Raw genomic sequence first — 19,008 nt, forward strand, 5'->3', positions numbered from 1 at the left:
ATCACATTCTGAACACGCCGAAACGCGTGTCTTCGATCGGCGCGTTCATCGCCGCCGACAAACCCAGCCCAAGCACATCGCGAGTTTGCGCGGGGTCGATCACGCCGTCGTCCCACAACCGCGCGCTCGCGTAGTACGGATGGCCCTGATGCTCGTATTGCTCGCGGATTGGCTGCTTGAACGCCTCTTCTTCCTCCGCGCTCCAGTTGCCGCCCTTCGCTTCGATGCCGTCGCGCTTGACGGTGGCGAGCACCGACGCGGCCTGCTCGCCGCCCATCACCGAGATGCGCGCGTTCGGCCACATCCACAGGAAGCGCGGCGAATACGCGCGGCCGCACATGCCGTAGTTGCCCGCGCCGAACGAGCCGCCGATGATCACCGTGAACTTCGGCACCTTCGCGGTCGCCACTGCGGTGACCATCTTCGCGCCGTTCCTCGCAATGCCTTCGTTTTCGTACTTGCGGCCGACCATGAAGCCCGTGATGTTCTGCAGGAACACGAGCGGAATCTTGCGCTGGCAGCACAGCTCGATGAAGTGGGTGCCCTTCAGCGCCGACTCGGAAAACAGAATGCCGTTGTTCGCGACGATGCCGACCGGATGCCCCCAGATATGCGCGAAGCCGGTGACGAGCGTGGTGCCGTAGCGCGCCTTGAATTCATCGAACGCGGAATCGTCGACGATACGCGCGATCGCCTCGCGGATATCGAACGGCTTGCGCGTGTCGACCGGAATCACGCCGTAGATGCTCTGGGTGTCGTAGCGCGGCGGCTTCGGCTCCTGCAATACGAGCGGCGCCGGCTTCACGCGGTTCAGATGGCCGACGATGCTGCGCGCGATCCCGAGCGCATGCGCATCGTTCTGCGCAAGATGATCGACGACGCCCGACAGACGCGTATGCACGTCGCCGCCGCCGAGATCTTCGGCGCTGACCACTTCGCCGGTCGCGGCTTTGACAAGCGGTGGGCCGCCGAGAAAAATCGTCCCCTGGTTCTTGACGATGATCGACTCGTCGCTCATCGCCGGCACATACGCGCCGCCCGCGGTGCACGAGCCCATCACGACCGCGATCTGCGGAATACCCGCGGCCGACAGATTCGCCTGGTTGTAGAAGATGCGGCCGAAGTGATCGCGATCGGGAAATACGTCGTCCTGATTCGGCAGATTCGCGCCACCCGAGTCGACGAGGTACACGCACGGCAAGCAGTTTTCGCTGGCGATTTCCTGCGCGCGCACGTGCTTCTTCACGGTGACCGGATAGTAGGTGCCGCCCTTCACGGTCGCGTCGTTGCAGACGATCACGCACTCCTGTCCCGCGATGCGGCCGATGCCGGTGATCACGCCGGCGCCCGGCGCGTCGTCGTTGTACATGCCGTACGCGGCGAGTTGCGACAGTTCGAGAAACGGCGTGCCCGGATCGAGCAGTTGCGCGATCCGCTCGCGCGGCAGCAGCTTGCCGCGGCTCGTGTGCTTGTCGCGCGCGGCCTGGCCGCCGCCCTGCGCGAGTTGCTCGATCTTCGCGCGCAGATCGGCGACGAGCGCTTCGAGCGCCGCCGCGTTCGCGCGAAAGTCGTCCGAGCGTGGGTTCAGTTTCGATTCGATGATCGGCATGACGTCGCTTCTCCAAAGTGCGGCGTATTGAGGGGGCTCAAGCGCGCTTGTATCACAGCGTTTCGGCAAACAGCTCCCGGCCGATCAGCATGCGACGAATCTCGCTCGTGCCCGCGCCAATTTCATAGAGCTTCGCATCGCGCCACAGACGACCGACCGGATACTCGTTGATATAGCCATTGCCGCCGAGAATCTGGATCGCCTCGCCAGCCATCCAGGTCGCCTTTTCGGCCGTGTACAGAATCACGCCCGCGCAGTCCTTGCGGACCTGGCGCACATGGTCGTTGCCGAGCGTGTCGAGTTGGCGGCCCACCGCGTACAGATACGCGCGGCATGCCTGCAGCGTCGTGTACAGATCGGCTACCTTGCCCTGGATCAGCTGGAATTCGCCGATCGACTGGCCGAACTGCTTGCGGTCGTGGATATACGGCACGACCGCGTCCATCACCGCGACCATGATGCCGGTCGGGCCGCCCGCGAGCACCGCGCGCTCGTAATCGAGACCGCTCATCAGCACTTTGACGCCGCCGTTCAATGCTCCAAGGATATTTTCCTCCGGCACTTCGACGTCCTGGAACACCAGCTCGCCGGTGTGCGAGCCGCGCATGCCGAGCTTGTCGAGCTTCTGCGCGACCGAGAAACCCTTCATGCCCTTCTCGACGATGAACGCGGTTATGCCGCGCGAATTCGCTTCGGGATCGGTCTTTGCATAGACGACCAGGGTGTCGCAGTCGGGGCCGTTGGTGATCCACATCTTAGTGCCGTTCAGCACGTAACGATCGCCCTTCTTCTGGGCGCGCAGCTTCATGCTGACCACGTCCGAGCCCGCGTTCGGCTCGCTCATCGCGAGCGCGCCGACGTGCTCGCCCGACACGAGCTTCGGCAGATACTTGCGCTTCTGCGCGTCGGTGCCGTTGCGATGAATCTGGTTCACGCACAGGTTCGAATGCGCGCCGTACGACAGGCCAACCGATGCCGACGCACGCGAAATTTCCTCCATCGCGACCATGTGCGCGGTATAGCCCATGTTCGCGCCGCCGTACTCTTCGGAAACCGTCATGCCGAGCACGCCGAGGTCGCCGAACTTGCGCCACAGGTCCATCGGGAACTGATCGGTGCGATCGATTTCCCCGGCGCGCGGCGCGATTTCTTTGGCGGCGAACGACGCAATGCTGTCGCGCAGCATTTCGATCTCTTCGCCGAGCGGGAACTGCAAACCGGGCAGATTGGGCATTGCGGTGTCTCCTGAGTTCGTGGGCGGCCGCTGGTGGAGCGCGAAGCGGCACGCGAAAGCATGTCAACGCGCATTTCACGCCAGATTGACGTAAGCGTCAATAGGTATTTTTGAGTGTTACTCATAAATTTACAAACCCGCATGAGCCGGCCGATTCGGTGCTACGATCGCGTTCATCGGGCACAGATGCTGCGTTCAAACGCCAGCTCGAACCCCAATCCGCATCACAAATCTGAATTTTACTCATATGACGGTTGCCGAGAAGGCCGGATTACCTGTCTCACGTCGCCAGCCGGCCGGGCGCAAGTCGCAGCAGCGCGTGAAGGAGATTCTTCAGGCGGGGCGCGACGTGTTCTCCGAAAAGGGCTACGAACGCGCGACGACCGCGGAAATCGCGCAGCGCCTGGGCGTTTCCGAGGCGACGGTGTTCAGCTACTTTCGCGGCAAGCGCGAGTTGTGCGCTCGTGTCATCGGCGATTGGTACGACGAGATCATCGAGGCGATCGAAGCGGGTCTGCCGCGCGACGGCAACGTGCGCCAGCAGTTCGCGTTCATCGTGCGCATGCATCTGCGGCTGATGCTCGTGAATGGCACCGATCTGTGCGCGCTCGTGCTGTCCGAAGGCCGCACGCGGCATCACGAACTGAGCGAAGCGCTGACCGAACTGCAGCGCCGCTACACCGCGCCGTTGATGCGCGTGCTCGCGCAAGGCCAGCAAAGCGGCGAGATTCGCTCGGACATGCCGCTGCGCCTGTTGCGCTCGATGGTGTTCGGCCCGATGGAGCACGTGCTGTGGGACGCGACGCTGACGAACCGGCAGATCGATATCGACGCCACCGCCGATCAGTTGATCGACGTGCTGTGGGTCGCGCTGACGCCGCCCGACCTCGCGCTCGGCGCGTTGCAGCGCTTTCGCGTGGAAGTGGCCGCAGCGAGCCGTCGTTTCGACGAAGCCAGCGCCGCGCGCCGCGAGAAAAGCGGCTAATCTACGAGCTTTCCCGCCGCAGCCCGAAGGAGAGCCCAAGTGCCCGCAGCGACAAGCGCGAAGGAAAGCAACAAGCGAAGCGAGAAGTCTGGCGAAGAACGCGGCGACAAACCGAAAGCCGCAAAGAAAGCGCCAACGAAAAAATCAACCGAAACGTCGTCCAGATCCACGTCCGCCGCACGCATTCGCATCGGCATCGGCGGCTGGACCTATGCGCCGTGGCGCGGGCCGTTTTATCCGGAAGACCTGACGCAAAGCCGCGAACTCGAATATGCGAGCCGGCATCTGACGTCGATCGAAATCAACGGCACGTTCTACGGTTTGCAGAAACCGGCCAGCTATGAGAAGTGGTATCACGAGACGCCCGACGATTTCGTGTTCTCGCTGAAAGCGCCGCGTTACGCGACCAACCGCAAGGTGCTGGCCGAAGCCGGCGACACGATCGAGCGATTCTTCGCAAGCGGCGTGCTGCTGCTCAAGCAGAAGCTCGGGCCCATCAACTGGCAGTTCGCGCCGACCAAAAAATTCGACGCCGACGATTTCGAGGCCTTTCTGAAGCTGCTGCCCGCGAGCATCGAAGGACAGAAGCTGCGGCACGCGGTCGAGGTTCGTCACGATTCGTTCAGGACACCGGAACTCATCGCCCTGGCGCGCAAGTACAAGGTCGCGGTCGTGCTCGCGGCCGACAGCGAGTATCCGCAGATCGCCGACATCACCGCACCGTTCGTCTACGCGCGCATCATGGGCACGAGCGAACAGCAAGCCAAAGGCTATTCGACGAAAGCGCTCGACGCATGGGCCGAACGCGCGCGCCAGCTCGCCGCGGGCATCACGCCCGACGATCTCGAGACCTGCGCGGAGCCGCCCGCGAAAGCCGCCACGCGCGACGTCTATCTCTATGTGATCAGCGGCTTCAAGGAGCGCAATCCGGCCGCCGCGATGGCGTTGCTCAAGAAGCTCTGAATCCGCCGCGCCGCCTGCCCGCCGGTCCACCTGCCATGAGGCCGGCGCGGGTGTCATAATCGCGCCAGCGCATCCGTGCGCGGTCGCGTCGGCTTCGCGTCAAGCCCGACGCGAGACCTTGCGTCAAACCTCGCCCGAGGCACGCAGTAACCCAACCCGCACGGTCCACGTCAAACCCACGCGGCGCCCGCACGCCCTCATCGCGGCGGCGCTCGCATAATCAGGCGGCAAGGCCGCCTCATCAACCGATTGCGGAGAACATCTTGAGCGCCCTCGACAATCCCCTGCACGATCAGGAAGTCGGCTCGGCCGACGCCACCCAGGACACCACGCGCATCGACGACGTGCGCATCGGCGCGGTCCGTCCGCTGATTTCCCCCGCGCTGCTGCAGGACGAACTGCCGGTGCCGCCCGCGGTGCAGTCGCTGGTCGAGAAGACTCGCGTCGAAATCGCCGACATTCTGCACAGCCGCGACGACCGGCTCGTGCTGATCGTCGGCCCCTGTTCGATTCACGACCACGACCAGGCGATCGAATACGCGCGCAAGCTGAAGGCCGCCGCCGATCACTACCGGGACGATCTGCTGATCGTGATGCGCGTGTACTTCGAGAAACCGCGCACGACGGTGGGCTGGAAAGGCTACATCAACGATCCGCGTCTGGACGGCAGCTTCCGCATCAACGAAGGCCTGCGTCTCGCCCGGCAATTGCTGCTCGACATCAACGGTCTGGGCCTGCCCACGGCGACCGAGTTTCTCGACCTGTTGAGCCCGCAATACATCGCCGATCTGATCGCGTGGGGTGCGATCGGCGCGCGCACGACCGAGAGCCAGAGTCATCGTCAGCTCGCGTCGGGCCTGAGCTGCCCGATCGGCTTCAAGAACGGCACCGACGGCGGCGTGCAGATCGCCGCCGACGCGATCGTCGCGGCGCGTGCAAGCCACGCGTTCATGGGCATGACGAAAATGGGCATGGCCGCGATCTTCGAAACGCGCGGCAACGACGACGCGCACGTGATCCTGCGCGGCGGCAAGAAAGGGCCGAACTACGACAGCGCGTCGGTGCAGGCGACCTGTGAAGCGCTGAGTTCAGCGGGTCTGCGCGAGCAGGTGATGATCGACTGCTCGCATGCGAACTCGAACAAATCGCACTTGCGGCAGATCGAGGTCGCGGACGATATCGCGCGGCAACTGTCGGAGCGCGAGCGCCGCATCATCGGTGTGATGCTCGAAAGTCATCTGGAAGAAGGCCGTCAGGACCTGAAGGCCGGTGTGCCGTTGCGTTACGGCGTGTCGATCACGGATGCCTGCGTGAGCTGGGCGCAGACCGAACCGGTGCTCGCCACGCTCGCCGAGGCAACCCGCAAGCGTCGCGCGGGCTGACAGGGCAACGCACGGACCGCCCGATCGCGATGGCCGCGGCGGGTCCGCCTTAGACTCGATCGAAGCCGGTCGAGCCCACGAACGCCCGGCTCAAGGAGCCAGACACACGCGCCGCACCAGTTGCCGGCGAATCGCCTGGCCGGGCTGGGCAGCGCGTGATCCTCACGCCCGACGCATCACTCACGCGCGCCTCACAGCGGGGCTGCGGCGCGCATCGCGAATGCTCCGGCGTGAAGCGCGTTGCTTACGACGCGTTGACGGCTTCCTTGAACGCCTTGCCTGCGGTGAACTTCACCGTCTTGGCCGCGGCGATCTGGATCTCTTCGCCCGTCGACGGATTGCGCCCCACGCGTGCCGCGCGCGCGCCGGTCGAGAACGAACCGAAACCGACCAGTTGCACCGTATCGCCGCTCACCACGGCCTTGGTCACTGCCTCGACGATCGCGTCGATGGTCTGGCCGGTTGCCGCTTTGCTTTCGCCCGTCGCTGCGGCGACTGCATCAATCAGTTCCTGTTTGTTCATAGCACTTCCCGTATGGTAATCATGGAACCGGCGCCCTCTGAGGCGCCGGGACCGACACACTAACGCATAGGCGCACCTTCGCGCAAACGCTTGGTGTAAGGCTTGTATCAAGGCAGAGCCGCGGGTTTGACGTTTTTGCGCCCCAAACTGCCATAAGAATCGCGAGCTTATGCGCGCGCGCCGCCTCACGAGCGTTCGCCGCGCATCACAATCCGTTGCAATTTCAGTACTTTAGGTCGCGTTACGCGATCCCGCGCCGGCTTCCCGATGACGATAGCCCTTTTCGCGATGCGCGGGCGCGCCATTTGCGACACATGTCACAAGTTAACTATCGGCAAGACATAAAGAAGTGAGAATTCGCCACTTTGCAACATGCGCGCTGCTCGCCGCGTTGTCGTCGGCGGCGGCCGCGGCCGACGACAACGCGTGCGCGACCCTCGTCGGTGCGACGAACTCCAGCGCCGCGCAGAGCTTTTCGCTACGCGACGGCGAACCGGTCGACTTCGTCGGCGGCGGAAAAACCGTGCACGGCAAGCTGCTCGTGTTCAGCGACGGCGACGTGTTTCGCGCGTACTGGCAGCCGGATGACAGCCCGGAAAAATACGTGCTCGCGAATGCTGGCGCCGACGCGGTCCGGCTCGTCTCGGCCGCGCCGCGTGGCACGCCCGCGCCGGCCGGCCAGCCCGGCACCGCCATGCGGCCGCAGCGGGTGCTGTCGTGCCCCACGCTTTGAGCATGCGCGAAGGCCGCCTTTTGCTCGAGTCTCGCGATCGGCATCCGGCACAAACGTCTGGTTCCAGCGCCGCCAACACGCGCCGCCAGGTAGTACTTACCGCCCGACTATCCGTAAGCGCGCAGCCGGGTTCACGGACCCTTGACTGCGATGCTCCGTTACCCCTTTGAGCGCTCAAGTTAATCAGCCTCGCGCCGATATAAACAGCTGCGTTTAGCGCGCAAACGTTAGAGGGATGGCGATGGCTTGGCTTGCGAGATTGAAGAGGGTACTGTCGGTCGCCGAGGGTGACCGGGAGCTGATGCGTGCGCAGTTGCACGCGTTCCGCCGCCAGGTACCGCTTCTCTACTTCATCCTGCTCGTCAACACGGCGGCGGTGGCGGCGACGCATCTGGACAGCGCGCCGGCCTGGCTGTCGATGTATGTGCCCGGCACGCTCGGCGCGCTGTGTGTGTTTCGCTGCGTGCGCTGGTGGCGCAAACGCAACCATAAGATGACGGACGCTCAGGCGGTCCGCGAATTGCGCAGCGTGACATGGATCGTCGGCGTGTTCGGCGTCGCGTTCAGCGGCTGGTCGGTGCTGCTGTTTCCGTACGGCACCGCTTACCAGCAGGGGCAGGTCGCGTTCTATATGGCGACGACGCTGGTCGGCAGCATGTTCTGCCTGATCCATCTGCGCAAGCCCGCGCTTCTGCTGCTTTGCATCGTCATCCTGAGTTTCTCCGGCTTCCTCGTGTCGAGCGGCTCGCCGGTGTTCTTCGCGATGGCCGTCGACATGGCGCTGGTCGGCGTCGCGCTCGCGGCGGTCATCCAGCTTTACTGGCGCACCTTTGCAGACGCGGTGCACGCGCAACGCGAACTGCAGGCAAGCCAGCACAACACCCAACGGCTCAGCGACGACAACTACCGGCTCGCCAGCATCGACAGTCTGACCGGCCTGCCGAACCGGCGCAGTTTCTTCGCGGCGCTGAGCGCGATATCGGAGCAGGCGCTCGAAACCGGTGGCGGCTTCAACGTCGGCCTCATCGATCTGGACGGCTTCAAGCAGGTCAACGACATTTACGGTCACGCGAGCGGCGACCTCGTGCTGCAGGAAGTCGGCACGCGGCTCGTGTTGATCGGCGAAACGGGCCTGATGTTCGCGCGTCTGGGCGGCGATGAATTCGGGGTGCTCGTGCGCCACAAGGTGTCGAACGAAGCGCTGGTCGAGTTGGGGCTGCGTATCTGCGATGCGCTCAGCCAGCCTTATCAAGTCGCTGACAATGTCGCGGAGCTGTCGGGCACGATCGGCTGGGCCGCGTTTCCCGACGCGGGCTCGACGGTCGCGCAGGTGTTCGAACGCGCCGACGCCGCGCTCTACGTCGGCAAGGAAAACCGCCGCGGCATGCCGGTGATTTTCTCGACCGAACACGAAACGCAGATGCGGCGTCTAAGCCTCGTCACGCAGGAGCTGCGCCATGCGGACCTCGAAGCGGAGCTGTTCCTCGAGTTCCAGCCGATCTACGATCTGCTCACGCGCCGGCCGATCGGCCTCGAAGCGCTCGGTCGATGGCACAACGCGCGGCTCGGCATGGTCAGGCCGGAGGAATTCATTCGGATTGCAGAGCGGACCGAGCTGATCCTCGGCATCACCGACGTGCTGCTGCGCCAGGCGCTCGCCGAGGTCGCGCACTGGCCCGCCGATCTGTATCTGTCGTTCAACCTGTCCGCGATCGATATCTCGACGTCGGCGCGCGCGCGCCGCCTGATCGACATCGTCGCGGCAAGCGGCGTGTCGCCGCATCGCGTGACGTTCGAAATGACCGAAACCGCGTTGACGCGCGATTTCGAGCAGGCGCACAGCGCGATGACGATGCTGAAGCAGGCCGGCTGCCGGCTGGCTCTCGACGATTTCGGTACCGGCTATTCGAGCCTCAGCTACGTGCATCGGCTGCCATTCGACGCGATCAAGATCGACCGCAGCTTCGTGAGCGACGTCGATACCAACAGCGCCTCGAAGAAGATCATCAAATCCGTGATCGACCTATGCCGCAACCTCGGGCTTGAATGCGTGGTGGAAGGACTCGAAACACCGTTGCAGGCCCAGGTCGTGAAGGCGCTCGGCGCGCGCGCGGTGCAGGGCTATCTGTTCAGCCTGCCGATGCGGGCGAGCGCGGTCGGCACGTTTCTGTGGACCGCGCTCGCCCAGAGCCACGCGGCGCAGACGCATTCGTAGCGCTCGATCGCTCCAGGGCAGCGCCGCTCAATACGCCAGCTTCGGATACCAGTCGGTGCCACGGCCGCCCGGCGTCATGTCGAGGATCGTCCACAACGGCATCGGATCGGGCGCGCCGCGCGGATCCTGTCCGGGGTCCGACGTCGACGGCCCCATCTCCTCGGCCCAGAAGTGCCGCACGACGCCGCCCGTGCGCGTGAATACGTTCAGCGCGGGAAGGTCGTCGCCGGCGGGATCTTCGGCCGCGTAATCGCGATTGAACGTGTTGCCGCCCGACGAATACAGCCGCAAATGCCGCCAGCCGCGCTCCTGCTTGAACGCGACGAGCCTGTCGATCGGCGAGCGGCCGATCACCGCGAACGCGACGCGCTGCAGGATATCGGGCATTTCGCCGTCCCACGCGCTCAGTAGCGACGTGCACATCGGGCACGGCCGCGCGCGTTGCGGTCCGAACATCCAGTTGTAGGTCACGAGCGTGTCGTGCGCGCCGAACATCTGCGATAGCGTGACCGGACCCGCTTCGCCGTCGAAGCGGTAATCCTCCGGCACGACGCCGCCCGCCGGCAGCGCGCGACGCCGCGCGGCGACACGCTCGATCCGGCGGCGCAGCTCGATCTCCTCGGCGAGCAACGCGTTGCGCGCGCGTCGATATTCGGGGCTCTCGCCCGGAAAGCGCGAGGGCAAGTCGGCCAGTTCGCGGGCCGGTTTCAGCGTATGCATCGAAGTGTTTGCGTCGTTCATCAGTCATCTCCTTGTGAGAAATCGTCAGAAAAACGGACGGAAGACGAGCGGGCATCGTCGCTTTGCCGCCCTTCCTGTAGGGACGACGAACGAGGCCGCGGAAAATCGACAGGCCTCGCCATGATTTTGCAGCGGCGGCTTTTTGCGGCGATTTTGCCGGCGGTTTGACCACCCAATCGCCAGGCGCCGGCGCAAGGTATGCTTGCGCCAATCAGCAAGCTCGTTACTCCCGCCAACACCACCCGGCACGCGCGCCACGCACGACGCAGCGCCTTGGGGAACGCACATGCCGCTTCGTCTGCCACCCCTGCCCGCGCTTCGCTTTTTCGAAGCGGCCGGCAGGCATCAAAGTTTCAAGCTCGCCGCCGCCGAGCTGAACGTCACGCCGAGCGCGATCAGTCACGGCATCGTCGGACTCGAGGGAGCGCTCGGCGTCGAACTGTTCGTGCGCGAGCCGCGCGGCATCTCGCTAACGGCGATTGGCGCGGATTATCTGTCGTACGTCTCCGAGGCGTTTTCGCTGATCGCGATCGGCACGCAACGTCTGCCCAATCATCGCGCGGATCGGCCGATCGCGCTCAGCTGCGCGCCGACCTTCGCGTCGCGCTGGCTGCTGCCGCGCCTCGCCGGTTTTCGCGCGCGCTGGCCGCATGTCGTCGTGAGCGTGGACACCTCGCGTCGCCAGGTCGGCTTTCCGGTCGACGGCTTCGACTTTGCGATCCGCATGAGTCGCGCGCCGGTCGCCGGCACGGCATGGACGCGCCTGTTCGGCGAGCGCTTCGTGCCCGTGTGCAGCCCTGCTTATCTGGAAACGCTGCGCGACGAGCACGGTGTCCCGAGCCTGCCACGCGCGACGCTGATTCACGTGAACGCCGCGAGTGAAGACTGGCAGGCGTGGCTCGACGCGACCGGCACCGGCGGCATCGATACAGGCGGCGGCTTGCACGTCGACACGATCCAGCTCGCCTTCGAGGCGGCCAGCATGGGCCTCGGCGTCGCGCTCGGCCGCAAGCCGCTGGTCGACGGCGATCTGGCGAGCGGCGCGCTGCTCGAGGCTTGCGCGGCCACCGTCGCATCGACCACCGCCTACTGGCTGGTCAGCGCGGAGAATGCGGACAGCGCGATCCGGCGGCCCGAGCTCGCCGATTTCAAACGTTGGCTCGTCGACGAGGCGGCGGCCTTCGACGCGCATGCGGACGCGGCGGCGGACGAACGTAGCAGCGCATAGGTGAGCCACACTCACCTGTCGTCGAAATCTTTTCCTTTGCCGGCTGCGCGGCGGGCTGCAAGGATGGTGGCCAAGGAGGAGCCGCCATGTCGACGACCCATAGCAAGCAACCCGCCCCCACCCTCGCTCCCGCGACGACCGTCACCACGACGCTCGTGATCATCGCCGGTGCGCTGATCCTGAGCGCCGCGATGGGCATCCGCCAGACCTTCGGCCTGTTCATCGGCCCGTTCTCGTTCGACCGCGGTCTGCCGGTCACGCTGATCGCTTTCGCGATCGCGCTGCACAACCTCGTGTGGGGCTTCGCGCAGCCGTTCGCGGGCGCGGCCGCCGATCGCTATGGCTCGGCGCCGGTCGTCGCGTTCGGCGCTTCGACGTTCGCGGCCGGCCTCGCGCTGTCGGCGGTCGCCCCGAGCGGTGCGCTGCTGGTGACCGGCATGGGATTGCTGGTCGGCATCGGCGTGAGCTGCACGACCTTCGGCGTTGTGTTGCCAGCGGTCGGCCGCGTTGCGTCGCCGGAGAAGCGCAGCGTCGCGATGGGGCTCGTCAGCGCCGGCGGCTCCGCCGGACAGGTGCTGATGGTGCCGCTCGTACAAGGCATCCGGCTGCATTCGGGCATCGCGACATCGCTATTCGTGCTCGCTTTCGCCATGCTGCTGATCGCGCCGCTCGGCATCGCGCTCGACCGGCGTGCGCCGATCCACGCGACGACTCAGGCGCGGTTCGAGGACGCGCCCGCGGCGCCGCTGCGCGAGGTTCTGTCACAAGCGATGCGCCATCGCGGCTACCGCTTGCTGACGCTCGGCTTCTTCACCTGCGGCTTTCAGCTCGCGTTCATCGCGACGCATCTGCCCGAGTATCTGACGCTGTGTCATATGCCGATCGGGCTGGGCGCCACCGCACTTGCGCTGATCGGCCTGTTCAACATGGCGGGCAGTTGGGCATGTGGTTGGCTCGGCGGCCGGTTCCGCCAACATCATGTGCTCGGCTGGCTTTATCTGATTCGCAGCGCGACGATCGCCGCATTCTTCGCACTGCCGAAAAGCGCTGTGTCCGTGGTGATTTTCGCGGCGGTGATGGGCCTCACGTGGCTCGGCACCGTACCGCTGACGAGCGGGCTAGTCGCCAAGGTGTTCGGCACGCGTCACCTCGGCAGCCTGTTCGGCGTGTGCTTTCTGAGCCATCAGATCGGCTCGTTTCTCGGCGCGTGGCTCGGTGGCCTCGTGTTCGATCTGACGGGCTCGTACTCACTGCTATGGGTAGCGACGGTCGCGGCGGGATTGATCGCGGCACTGCTGCATTTCCCGATCGACGACACCGTGGTGATGACGCCCGCGCGGCGCTCATCTCGCCCCGCGCAGGCGTGATGCGAATTGCCGATAGAGATGCTGAAGCGATTCCAGCCGAGGCTACTTTTTCGGTGCATCCGCCGCGGCTTTTGGCACACGCCCCATCAGATAGAACTCGTCGTTCGGACGCATCGAGATCACGTTGGCCATCCGGTTCGACAGCCCGAAAAACGCGGTGATCGCCGCGATGTCCCAGATGTCTTCATCGGTGAAGCCGTGGCCGCGCAGTGTCTGGAAGTCTTCATCGTCGACCGTGCCCGACGCGCGGCACACCTTCAGCGCGAAATCGAGCATCGCCTTCTGGCGGTCCGTGATGTCGGCCTTGCGGTGATTGACCGCGACCTGATCGGCGAGCAGCGGCGCTTTCTCGTAGATGCGCAGAATCGCGCCGTGGGCGACCACGCAGTAAAGACAATCGTTGACCGCGCTCGTCGCGACCACGATCATCTCGCGCTCGCCCTTCGTTAGACCGCCCTCTTTCAGCATCAACGCATCGTGATAAGCGAAGAACGCGCGGAATTCGTCGGGCCGATGCGCGAGCGTCAGAAACACGTTCGGCACGAAACCCGCTTTCTCCTGCACTTCGAGAATGCGGGCACTGATGTCTTCGGGCCACTCGCTCGGCTCGGGGACCGGGTAGCGGCTGATGGGCTGAAGCGTGGCCATGCGCTGTCTCCGTGATCTCTGTCGGGGTATGCCGACCATTGTAGCAACGCGATTTCGCGGTCGCCCGCGCTTCACCAGGTCCGCTCGATCCCGTCCGACATTGCCGCCCGTATCGCCTAGACTTCCAGTTCGGCATGCATGAAGCCGCCCGGCACGGCGGCGACGAAAGGAGCAACCATGTCAAACGTTACGCACGACGCGCGGGCCCCGGTGGTCAAGGTGTGCCCCGAACGGGAAATGGCGACGATGCAGCGGCTGCCCTATTTCGTCGGCATTTCGGCGGGCACCGCGGGCAGCACCGGGCTGTCGATGTACATGGTCGTGGTCCCGCCCGGCGGCCATGCGGAGCCGCACTTTCACGCCGACTACGAGACGGCGATCTATATGCTCGAAGGCAAGATCGAGACGCGCTACGGCCCGGGCTTGCGCGAGTCGGTCATCACCGAGCCGGGCGACTTCCTGTTCATTCCGCCGGGCGTGCCGCATCAGCCGTTCAATCTCGACGCGAACGCCGCGGCGCGCGCGATCGTCGCGCGCAATCACGCGGACGAGCGTGAGCGCGTGGTGCCCTATGATCCGTCCGAGGAAGCGTGAGGCAAGGGGCCTCTTCCCGGACCGCCTCGCCTGAAGCGCGGCAAATCATGCTTCTCAAACCGGTTTGATCCACTTGCCGCGCCGCGTCGTGCGCCGCGCCCATTCGTCGGTCGCGCGCGGGTGATCGGCGGCGGCGCCCTGCACGACCAGATCGTGCAAATGATGCTGCTCGTGCGACACAACGGCGGCACGATCTTCGATACGTTCGCGGTGATCTTCGCGGCGGTTCTGGTGTATCGCTGGCTGCGCCGCTTGCAGTTTCGTCGCTGGCTCGCGCATACGCGCATTACGCCCGATCAGTTCGACGCGATGATCAAGTCGAACGAACCGCCGCTGATTCTCGACGCGCGCCCGAGCACCGTGCGCGAAAAGGAATCGCACCGCATTGCCGGCGCCCGGCCGCTCGATCTCGAGTCGCCCGATCCGATTCATCCGGAATACCTGAAGCGGCCGATCGTCGTCTATTGCGTGTGTCCCAACGAAGCGACCGCGAAGCGCATCGTCAGGCAATTGCATCGGAAGAACATTCATCATGTGCGCGCGCTGAAGGGCGGTCTCGATGCGTGGGAAAAGCGCGGCTATCCGGTCGAGCCACTGCCGACCGACTTCAATATGGCGATGGCACACATGCTCGAAGACAAGGGCAACGAAGGCGAATACACGCTGCGCGCACGTCTCGCGGAGTGAATGAACAGTAGACGAAACACGCGGCATCACGCTCGATGCCGCTTTGCCAAAATCCAAAAATAAATTGACGGCATTTTTAGCTCGTATATCCTAGCTAGTGGGAGATCTTGTGGGCGGCGCGGCGAATTAAGCTACTACCGTCTAGTACCGTTTCTTCTCGATCAACCCGTGTCCTGTTTCTTCAATATCCGCTGTGGATTCGAAACAGGCCGTTCAATACCCTCAACTACGCCAGTCGAGTGTCATCGTGAGAGTCCGAGGCCCTTTGGTGAATTGGAATTGCAGTCAGGCGCGTTGTACTTGCGCTGACGGCGCCAGCGCCGACGGCAGCAACGGCAGCCTTGCGTTTCGCCGCTTTCTGTCCGTCGTCACAGTCCTGTCGCGTCGTTCCGTTCGACGCCGCAACGTCCTCTCCGCGCGCGCGTTCATCGCGGTGCGCACAGACGAAGTCGCTTCGCTGCTGCCGTAGCGCCTCTCCTCTTTCATCTCTTTTGGCTGCTCGATTCGTCCGTTTGCGCGCGTTTTCGCGAACTGGCTGCTTGCGTCCGCGCGGCACTGACTGATCACCGCGCATCGCGACGGATTCAATCGAACCGCTTCTAATCGGGTAAGCGCTGCGCGTTATTGCGCGGATTCGCTTTGGCGTCGACTCGCCTTCGCGTTTTCCCACCTCGCCGCGCGCGCTATTTAACGCCGTTCACGTGATGTGCGGCGGGGGATCGACACGCCTATTCGTTATGCGAAACCAACCAATAGCAGGAATCGCCGCCGATAGAACGATGCTCCGCGCTCATCCGTCGCACGTGGTCGGCGGACTGAACCACCATCGCGGGAACAAGGACGACTCGCTCGACGCGCAATACACCGCATCGCATTCGATCGTAATGACGCGCGGCGGCATGCTGGAGCGCCTCGCGGGCTGCGCCCACGAAGCGCGGGTCAATTCATTGCACGGTCAGGGCATCGCGCGACTGGGCGTAGGCCTCGAGGTCCAAGCCCTCGCAGCGGACGGCCTGATCGAAGCAATCAGCGTCAGTAACGCCAGCGCATGAATACACGAAACCCTGCACACATGACCCAGGTCGCGGACCAGAACAGAGAGAACAATCATGCATGACATCGACGAATTTCTAAAAAAGCATCATGTCACCGAAATCGAAGCAATTATTCCGGACATGGCCGGCATCGCGCGCGGCAAGATCATTCCGCGCAGCAAGTTCGAATCGGGCGAATCGATGCGTCTGCCGCAGGCGGTGATGATCCAGACCGTCACCGGCGACTATCCGCAAAGCGATTCGCTGACCGGCGTCACCGATCCCGATATGGTGTGCGTACCCGACGCGAGCACGATCCGGATGATTCCGTGGGCAATCGACCCGACCGCGCAGGTGATTCACGATTGCGTGCATTTCGACGGCACCCCGGTCGAAATCTCGCCGCGCTGTGTGTTGCGGCGCGTGCTCGATCTATATAAGGCGCGCGGCTGGAAACCGGTGATCGCGCCGGAGCTCGAGTTCTATCTGGTCGACATGAACCGCGATCCCGATCTGCCGTTGCAACCGCCGGTCGGACGTACGGGTCGCGCGGAAACCGGACGCCAGGCGTATTCGATCGAAGCGGTCAACGAATTCGACCCGTTGTTCGAAGACATCTACGAATACTGCGACGTGCAGGAACTCGAAGTCGATACGCTGATACACGAAGTCGGCGCCGCGCAGATGGAAATCAACTTCATGCACGGCGATCCGCTCAAGCTCGCGGACAGTGTGTTTCTCTTCAAGCGCACCGTGCGCGAAGCGGCGTTGCGTCACAAGATGTACGCGACTTTCATGGCGAAGCCGATGGAAGGTGAGCCGGGCTCGGCGATGCACATGCATCAAAGCCTCATCGATATGGAAACCGGCCGCAACCTCTTCACCGCCGCCGACGGCGAGCCGACCTCGCTGTTCACCGGCTTTATCGCCGGCTTGCAGAAATACACGCCGGCGCTGATGCCGATCTTCGCGCCGTACATCAATTCGTACCGGCGTCTGTCGCGTTTCATGGCCGCGCCGATCAATGTCGCGTGGGGTTATGACAATCGCACGGTCGGCTTCCGGGTTCCGCATTCCGCGCCGGTCGCGCGCCGCATCGAGAACCGGATTCCGGGTGTCGATTGCAATCCGTATCTGGCGATTGCCGCGACCTTGGCGGCGGGCTATCTCGGCATCACGCAGCGGCTCGCCGCAACCGAACCGCTGGCGAGCGACGGCTATGCCCTGCCCTATCAATTACCGCGCAATCTCGAAGAAGGCTTGACGTCGATGAGCGCGTGCGAACCGATTGCCGAAGTACTCGGCGAGCAGTTCGTCCGAGCGTATCTCGCCTTGAAAGAGACCGAATACGAAGCGTTTTTCCGCGTGATCAGTTCGTGGGAACGCCGGCATTTGCTGCTGCACGTTTGAGTGCTGCGGGCCAATCGGTCAATGAGAACCTTGAAAAGACGGAGGGCAGTATGAGCTATAAGACTGAAGACGTGATGTATGCGGAAAAGGAAACGTCGCAGCATGGCGGCACGAAAGACGCGCCGACCTCGCAAGCCACATCGCGCAGCACCGCCGAATACCGCGCGCTCGATGCCGCGCATCACATCCATCCGTTCTCGGATATGGGCTCGCTCAATCGCGCGGGTTCTCGCGTGATCGTCAAGGCGCAAGGCGTGAACCTGTGGGACTCGGAGGGCAACAAGATCATCGACGGCATGGCGGGACTGTGGTGCGTGAACGTCGGCTACGGCCGCCAGGAACTGGCCGACGCCGCATTCCGGCAGATGCGGGAACTGCCGTACTACAACACGTTCTTCAAGACGACGCATCCGCCCGTGATTGAACTGTCTGCCCTGCTCGCCGAACTGACGCCCGCCCAATTCAATCACTTCTTCTACTGCAACAGCGGCTCGGAAGGCAACGACACCGTGCTGCGCATCGTCCATCAATACTGGGCGACGCAACGACAGCCCGCGAGGAAGTTCGTCATCGCGCGCAAAAACGCTTATCACGGGTCGACGATCGCGGGCGGCACGCTCGGCGGCATGGCTTATATGCACGAGCAGATGCCATCGAAAGTCGAGAACATCGTACATATCGATCAGCCCTATTTCTTCGGCGAAGCGGCAAGCGATCAGACGGCGGAAGAATTCGCACTGGCTCGCGCGCGGCAGCTCGAAGCGAAGATTCTCGAACTCGGTGCGGACAATGTCGCCGCATTTATCGGTGAGCCTTTCCAGGGAGCGGGCGGCGTGATTTTTCCGGCTGACACGTATTGGCCGGAAATCGAGCGCATTTGCCGCAAGTACGACGTGCTGCTCGTCGCGGACGAAGTGATCGGCGGCTTCGGCCGAACCGGCGAATGGTTCGCGCATCAGCACTTCGGCTTCGAGCCGGACCTGATCACGCTCGCGAAGGGACTGACGAGCGGTTACGTGCCGATGGGGGCTGTCGGTCTACATGATCGCGTCGCCCGCGCACTGATCGACAACGGTGACTTCAATCATGGCCTCACCTACTCCGGGCATCCGGTCGCGGCGGCCGTCGCGCTTGCGAATCTGAAACTGCTGCGCGACGAGAGGATCGTGGAGCGCGTCAAAGTGGATACGGGTCCGTACTTTCAGAACAAACTGCGTGAGACGTTCGCCGGTCATCCTATCGTTGGCGAGATCAGCGGCGCGGGCCTCGTGGCGAGCGTGCAACTCGCCGAGGAGCCGCTCGGGCGCAAGCGCTTCGCGAATGGCGGCGATGTCGGTACGATGTGCCGCGACTTCTGCTTCAACGGCAATCTGATCATGCGCGCGAGCGGCGACCGGATGTTGCTGTCGCCGCCGCTCGTGGTCAGCCGGCCGGAAATCGACGAAATCGTCTCGAAGGCAGAAGCGGCGATCGATGCGACCGCGCGGCAGGTGGGCATCCGATAGCACTGCGTGGTTGCGATTCAGTTTCCCTCAGCCCTCGAGTGCCCGCACAGCCTTCAAATCGCCCATCAGCCGCAGGATCGCACCAATCATCTGCCCCCCGTGACCGCCGCCGGAACGCGCGGCGGTCCTACTTTACGTTGTACCGGTCGC

The 19,008-nt window shown here is 64.0% G+C and carries 17 protein-coding genes and 1 pseudogene; 13 read left to right on the top strand and 5 right to left on the bottom strand.

Going from position 1 to position 19,008, the window contains the following annotated elements; translation table 11 throughout:
* Position 1: 1 nt before the first annotated feature.
* A complete protein-coding gene (locus tag HDG32_RS02355) occupies positions 2–1,609 on the bottom strand; it encodes a carboxyl transferase domain-containing protein (RefSeq protein WP_184062900.1) in 1,608 nt (535 codons plus the stop codon).
* 52 nt (positions 1,610–1,661) lie between these two features.
* Complete coding sequence (locus HDG32_RS02360; RefSeq protein ID WP_184062902.1) at positions 1,662–2,843, bottom strand: isovaleryl-CoA dehydrogenase; 1,182 nt, start codon at positions 2,841–2,843, stop codon at positions 1,662–1,664.
* 247 nt (positions 2,844–3,090) lie between these two features.
* Between HDG32_RS02360 and HDG32_RS02365 the strand changes: the two genes are divergently transcribed.
* The 3 genes from HDG32_RS02365 to HDG32_RS02375 all read left to right on the top strand — a co-directional run bounded on the left by HDG32_RS02365 (position 3,091) and on the right by HDG32_RS02375 (position 6,173).
* Entirely contained in the window at positions 3,091–3,828 is a 738-nt protein-coding gene (locus HDG32_RS02365; RefSeq protein ID WP_184062904.1) for a TetR/AcrR family transcriptional regulator, read from the top strand.
* 39 nt (positions 3,829–3,867) lie between these two features.
* On the top strand, positions 3,868–4,791 hold the full coding sequence (locus HDG32_RS02370; RefSeq protein ID WP_184062906.1) for a DUF72 domain-containing protein: 924 nt from the start codon (positions 3,868–3,870) through the stop codon (positions 4,789–4,791).
* Positions 4,792–5,054: 263 nt separating this feature from the next.
* Positions 5,055–6,173, top strand: coding sequence for a 3-deoxy-7-phosphoheptulonate synthase (locus tag HDG32_RS02375; protein ID WP_311539229.1), 1,119 nt, complete (start codon positions 5,055–5,057; stop codon positions 6,171–6,173).
* A 244-nt stretch (positions 6,174–6,417) separates the two neighbouring features.
* On the opposite strand, the gene HDG32_RS02380 is transcribed toward HDG32_RS02375, so the two are convergent.
* Entirely contained in the window at positions 6,418–6,696 is a 279-nt protein-coding gene (locus HDG32_RS02380) for an HU family DNA-binding protein (protein WP_013092091.1), read from the bottom strand.
* A 349-nt stretch (positions 6,697–7,045) separates the two neighbouring features.
* Here HDG32_RS02380 and HDG32_RS02385 point away from each other — a divergent pair, with 349 nt between their 5' ends.
* A complete protein-coding gene (locus HDG32_RS02385; RefSeq protein ID WP_176078989.1) occupies positions 7,046–7,429 on the top strand; it encodes a hypothetical protein in 384 nt (127 codons plus the stop codon).
* Positions 7,430–7,670: 241 nt separating this feature from the next.
* The gene (locus HDG32_RS02390; protein ID WP_184062908.1) at positions 7,671–9,644 is read left to right on the top strand and encodes a bifunctional diguanylate cyclase/phosphodiesterase; all 1,974 of its coding nucleotides are present in this window, start codon (positions 7,671–7,673) and stop codon (positions 9,642–9,644) included.
* 27 nt (positions 9,645–9,671) lie between these two features.
* On the opposite strand, the gene HDG32_RS02395 is transcribed toward HDG32_RS02390, so the two are convergent.
* Positions 9,672–10,385, bottom strand: coding sequence for a DUF899 family protein (locus HDG32_RS02395; protein WP_184062910.1), 714 nt, complete (start codon positions 10,383–10,385; stop codon positions 9,672–9,674).
* Positions 10,386–10,671: 286 nt separating this feature from the next.
* Between HDG32_RS02395 and HDG32_RS02400 the strand changes: the two genes are divergently transcribed.
* Both HDG32_RS02400 and HDG32_RS02405 read left to right on the top strand, forming a co-directional pair.
* Positions 10,672–11,613, top strand: coding sequence for a LysR substrate-binding domain-containing protein (locus HDG32_RS02400; protein ID WP_184062912.1), 942 nt, complete (start codon positions 10,672–10,674; stop codon positions 11,611–11,613).
* Between the two features lie 86 nt (positions 11,614–11,699).
* Positions 11,700–12,980, top strand: coding sequence for an MFS transporter (locus HDG32_RS02405; protein WP_184062914.1), 1,281 nt, complete (start codon positions 11,700–11,702; stop codon positions 12,978–12,980).
* A gap of 42 nt (positions 12,981–13,022) precedes the next feature.
* Here the strand turns inward: HDG32_RS02405 and HDG32_RS02410 are convergent, their stop codons facing one another.
* A complete protein-coding gene (locus HDG32_RS02410; protein WP_184062916.1) occupies positions 13,023–13,628 on the bottom strand; it encodes a peroxidase-related enzyme in 606 nt (201 codons plus the stop codon).
* A 177-nt stretch (positions 13,629–13,805) separates the two neighbouring features.
* On the opposite strand from HDG32_RS02410, the gene HDG32_RS02415 reads away from it, so the two are divergent.
* The 6 genes and pseudogenes from HDG32_RS02415 to HDG32_RS02435 all read left to right on the top strand — a co-directional run bounded on the left by HDG32_RS02415 (position 13,806) and on the right by HDG32_RS02435 (position 18,858).
* A complete protein-coding gene (locus HDG32_RS02415; RefSeq protein WP_184062918.1) occupies positions 13,806–14,222 on the top strand; it encodes a cupin domain-containing protein in 417 nt (138 codons plus the stop codon).
* Positions 14,223–14,342: 120 nt separating this feature from the next.
* Positions 14,343–14,909 (top strand): annotated as a pseudogene (locus HDG32_RS02420) (rhodanese-like domain-containing protein); the annotation flags it as partial.
* 265 nt (positions 14,910–15,174) lie between these two features.
* The gene (locus HDG32_RS36120; protein ID WP_260335499.1) at positions 15,175–15,378 is read left to right on the top strand and encodes a hypothetical protein; all 204 of its coding nucleotides are present in this window, start codon (positions 15,175–15,177) and stop codon (positions 15,376–15,378) included.
* Between the two features lie 310 nt (positions 15,379–15,688).
* Entirely contained in the window at positions 15,689–15,961 is a 273-nt protein-coding gene (locus HDG32_RS02425) for a gamma-glutamyl-gamma-aminobutyrate hydrolase family protein (RefSeq protein WP_409339997.1), read from the top strand.
* A gap of 57 nt (positions 15,962–16,018) precedes the next feature.
* Complete coding sequence (locus HDG32_RS02430) at positions 16,019–17,353, top strand: glutamine synthetase family protein (RefSeq protein WP_184062922.1); 1,335 nt, start codon at positions 16,019–16,021, stop codon at positions 17,351–17,353.
* Between the two features lie 50 nt (positions 17,354–17,403).
* Entirely contained in the window at positions 17,404–18,858 is a 1,455-nt protein-coding gene (locus HDG32_RS02435) for an aspartate aminotransferase family protein (protein WP_184062924.1), read from the top strand.
* The last annotated feature ends 150 nt before the right edge of the window (positions 18,859–19,008 follow it).

Source organism: Paraburkholderia sp. CI2 (assembly GCF_014201055.1).
In the GTDB taxonomy this organism is placed as follows: Bacteria; Pseudomonadota; Gammaproteobacteria; order Burkholderiales; family Burkholderiaceae; genus Paraburkholderia; species Paraburkholderia tuberum.

Bases quoted from the DNA above. Each gene is read 5' to 3' on its own strand.
- HDG32_RS02355 (WP_184062900.1), bottom strand. From the start codon at position 1,609: ATGCCGATCATCGAATCGAAACTGAACCCACGCTCGGACGACTTTCGC.
- HDG32_RS02360 (WP_184062902.1), bottom strand. From the start codon at position 2,843: ATGCCCAATCTGCCCGGTTTGCAGTTCCCGCTCGGCGAAGAGATCGAA.
- HDG32_RS02365 (WP_184062904.1), top strand. From the start codon at position 3,091: ATGACGGTTGCCGAGAAGGCCGGATTACCTGTCTCACGTCGCCAGCCG.
- HDG32_RS02380 (WP_013092091.1), bottom strand. From the start codon at position 6,696: ATGAACAAACAGGAACTGATTGATGCAGTCGCCGCAGCGACGGGCGAA.
- HDG32_RS02390 (WP_184062908.1), top strand. From the start codon at position 7,671: ATGGCTTGGCTTGCGAGATTGAAGAGGGTACTGTCGGTCGCCGAGGGT.
- HDG32_RS02395 (WP_184062910.1), bottom strand. From the start codon at position 10,385: ATGAACGACGCAAACACTTCGATGCATACGCTGAAACCGGCCCGCGAA.
- HDG32_RS02400 (WP_184062912.1), top strand. From the start codon at position 10,672: ATGCCGCTTCGTCTGCCACCCCTGCCCGCGCTTCGCTTTTTCGAAGCG.
- HDG32_RS02405 (WP_184062914.1), top strand. From the start codon at position 11,700: ATGTCGACGACCCATAGCAAGCAACCCGCCCCCACCCTCGCTCCCGCG.
- HDG32_RS02410 (WP_184062916.1), bottom strand. From the start codon at position 13,628: ATGGCCACGCTTCAGCCCATCAGCCGCTACCCGGTCCCCGAGCCGAGC.
- HDG32_RS02415 (WP_184062918.1), top strand. From the start codon at position 13,806: ATGTCAAACGTTACGCACGACGCGCGGGCCCCGGTGGTCAAGGTGTGC.
- HDG32_RS02425 (WP_409339997.1), top strand. From the start codon at position 15,689: ATGCTCCGCGCTCATCCGTCGCACGTGGTCGGCGGACTGAACCACCAT.
- HDG32_RS02430 (WP_184062922.1), top strand. From the start codon at position 16,019: ATGCATGACATCGACGAATTTCTAAAAAAGCATCATGTCACCGAAATC.
- HDG32_RS02435 (WP_184062924.1), top strand. From the start codon at position 17,404: ATGAGCTATAAGACTGAAGACGTGATGTATGCGGAAAAGGAAACGTCG.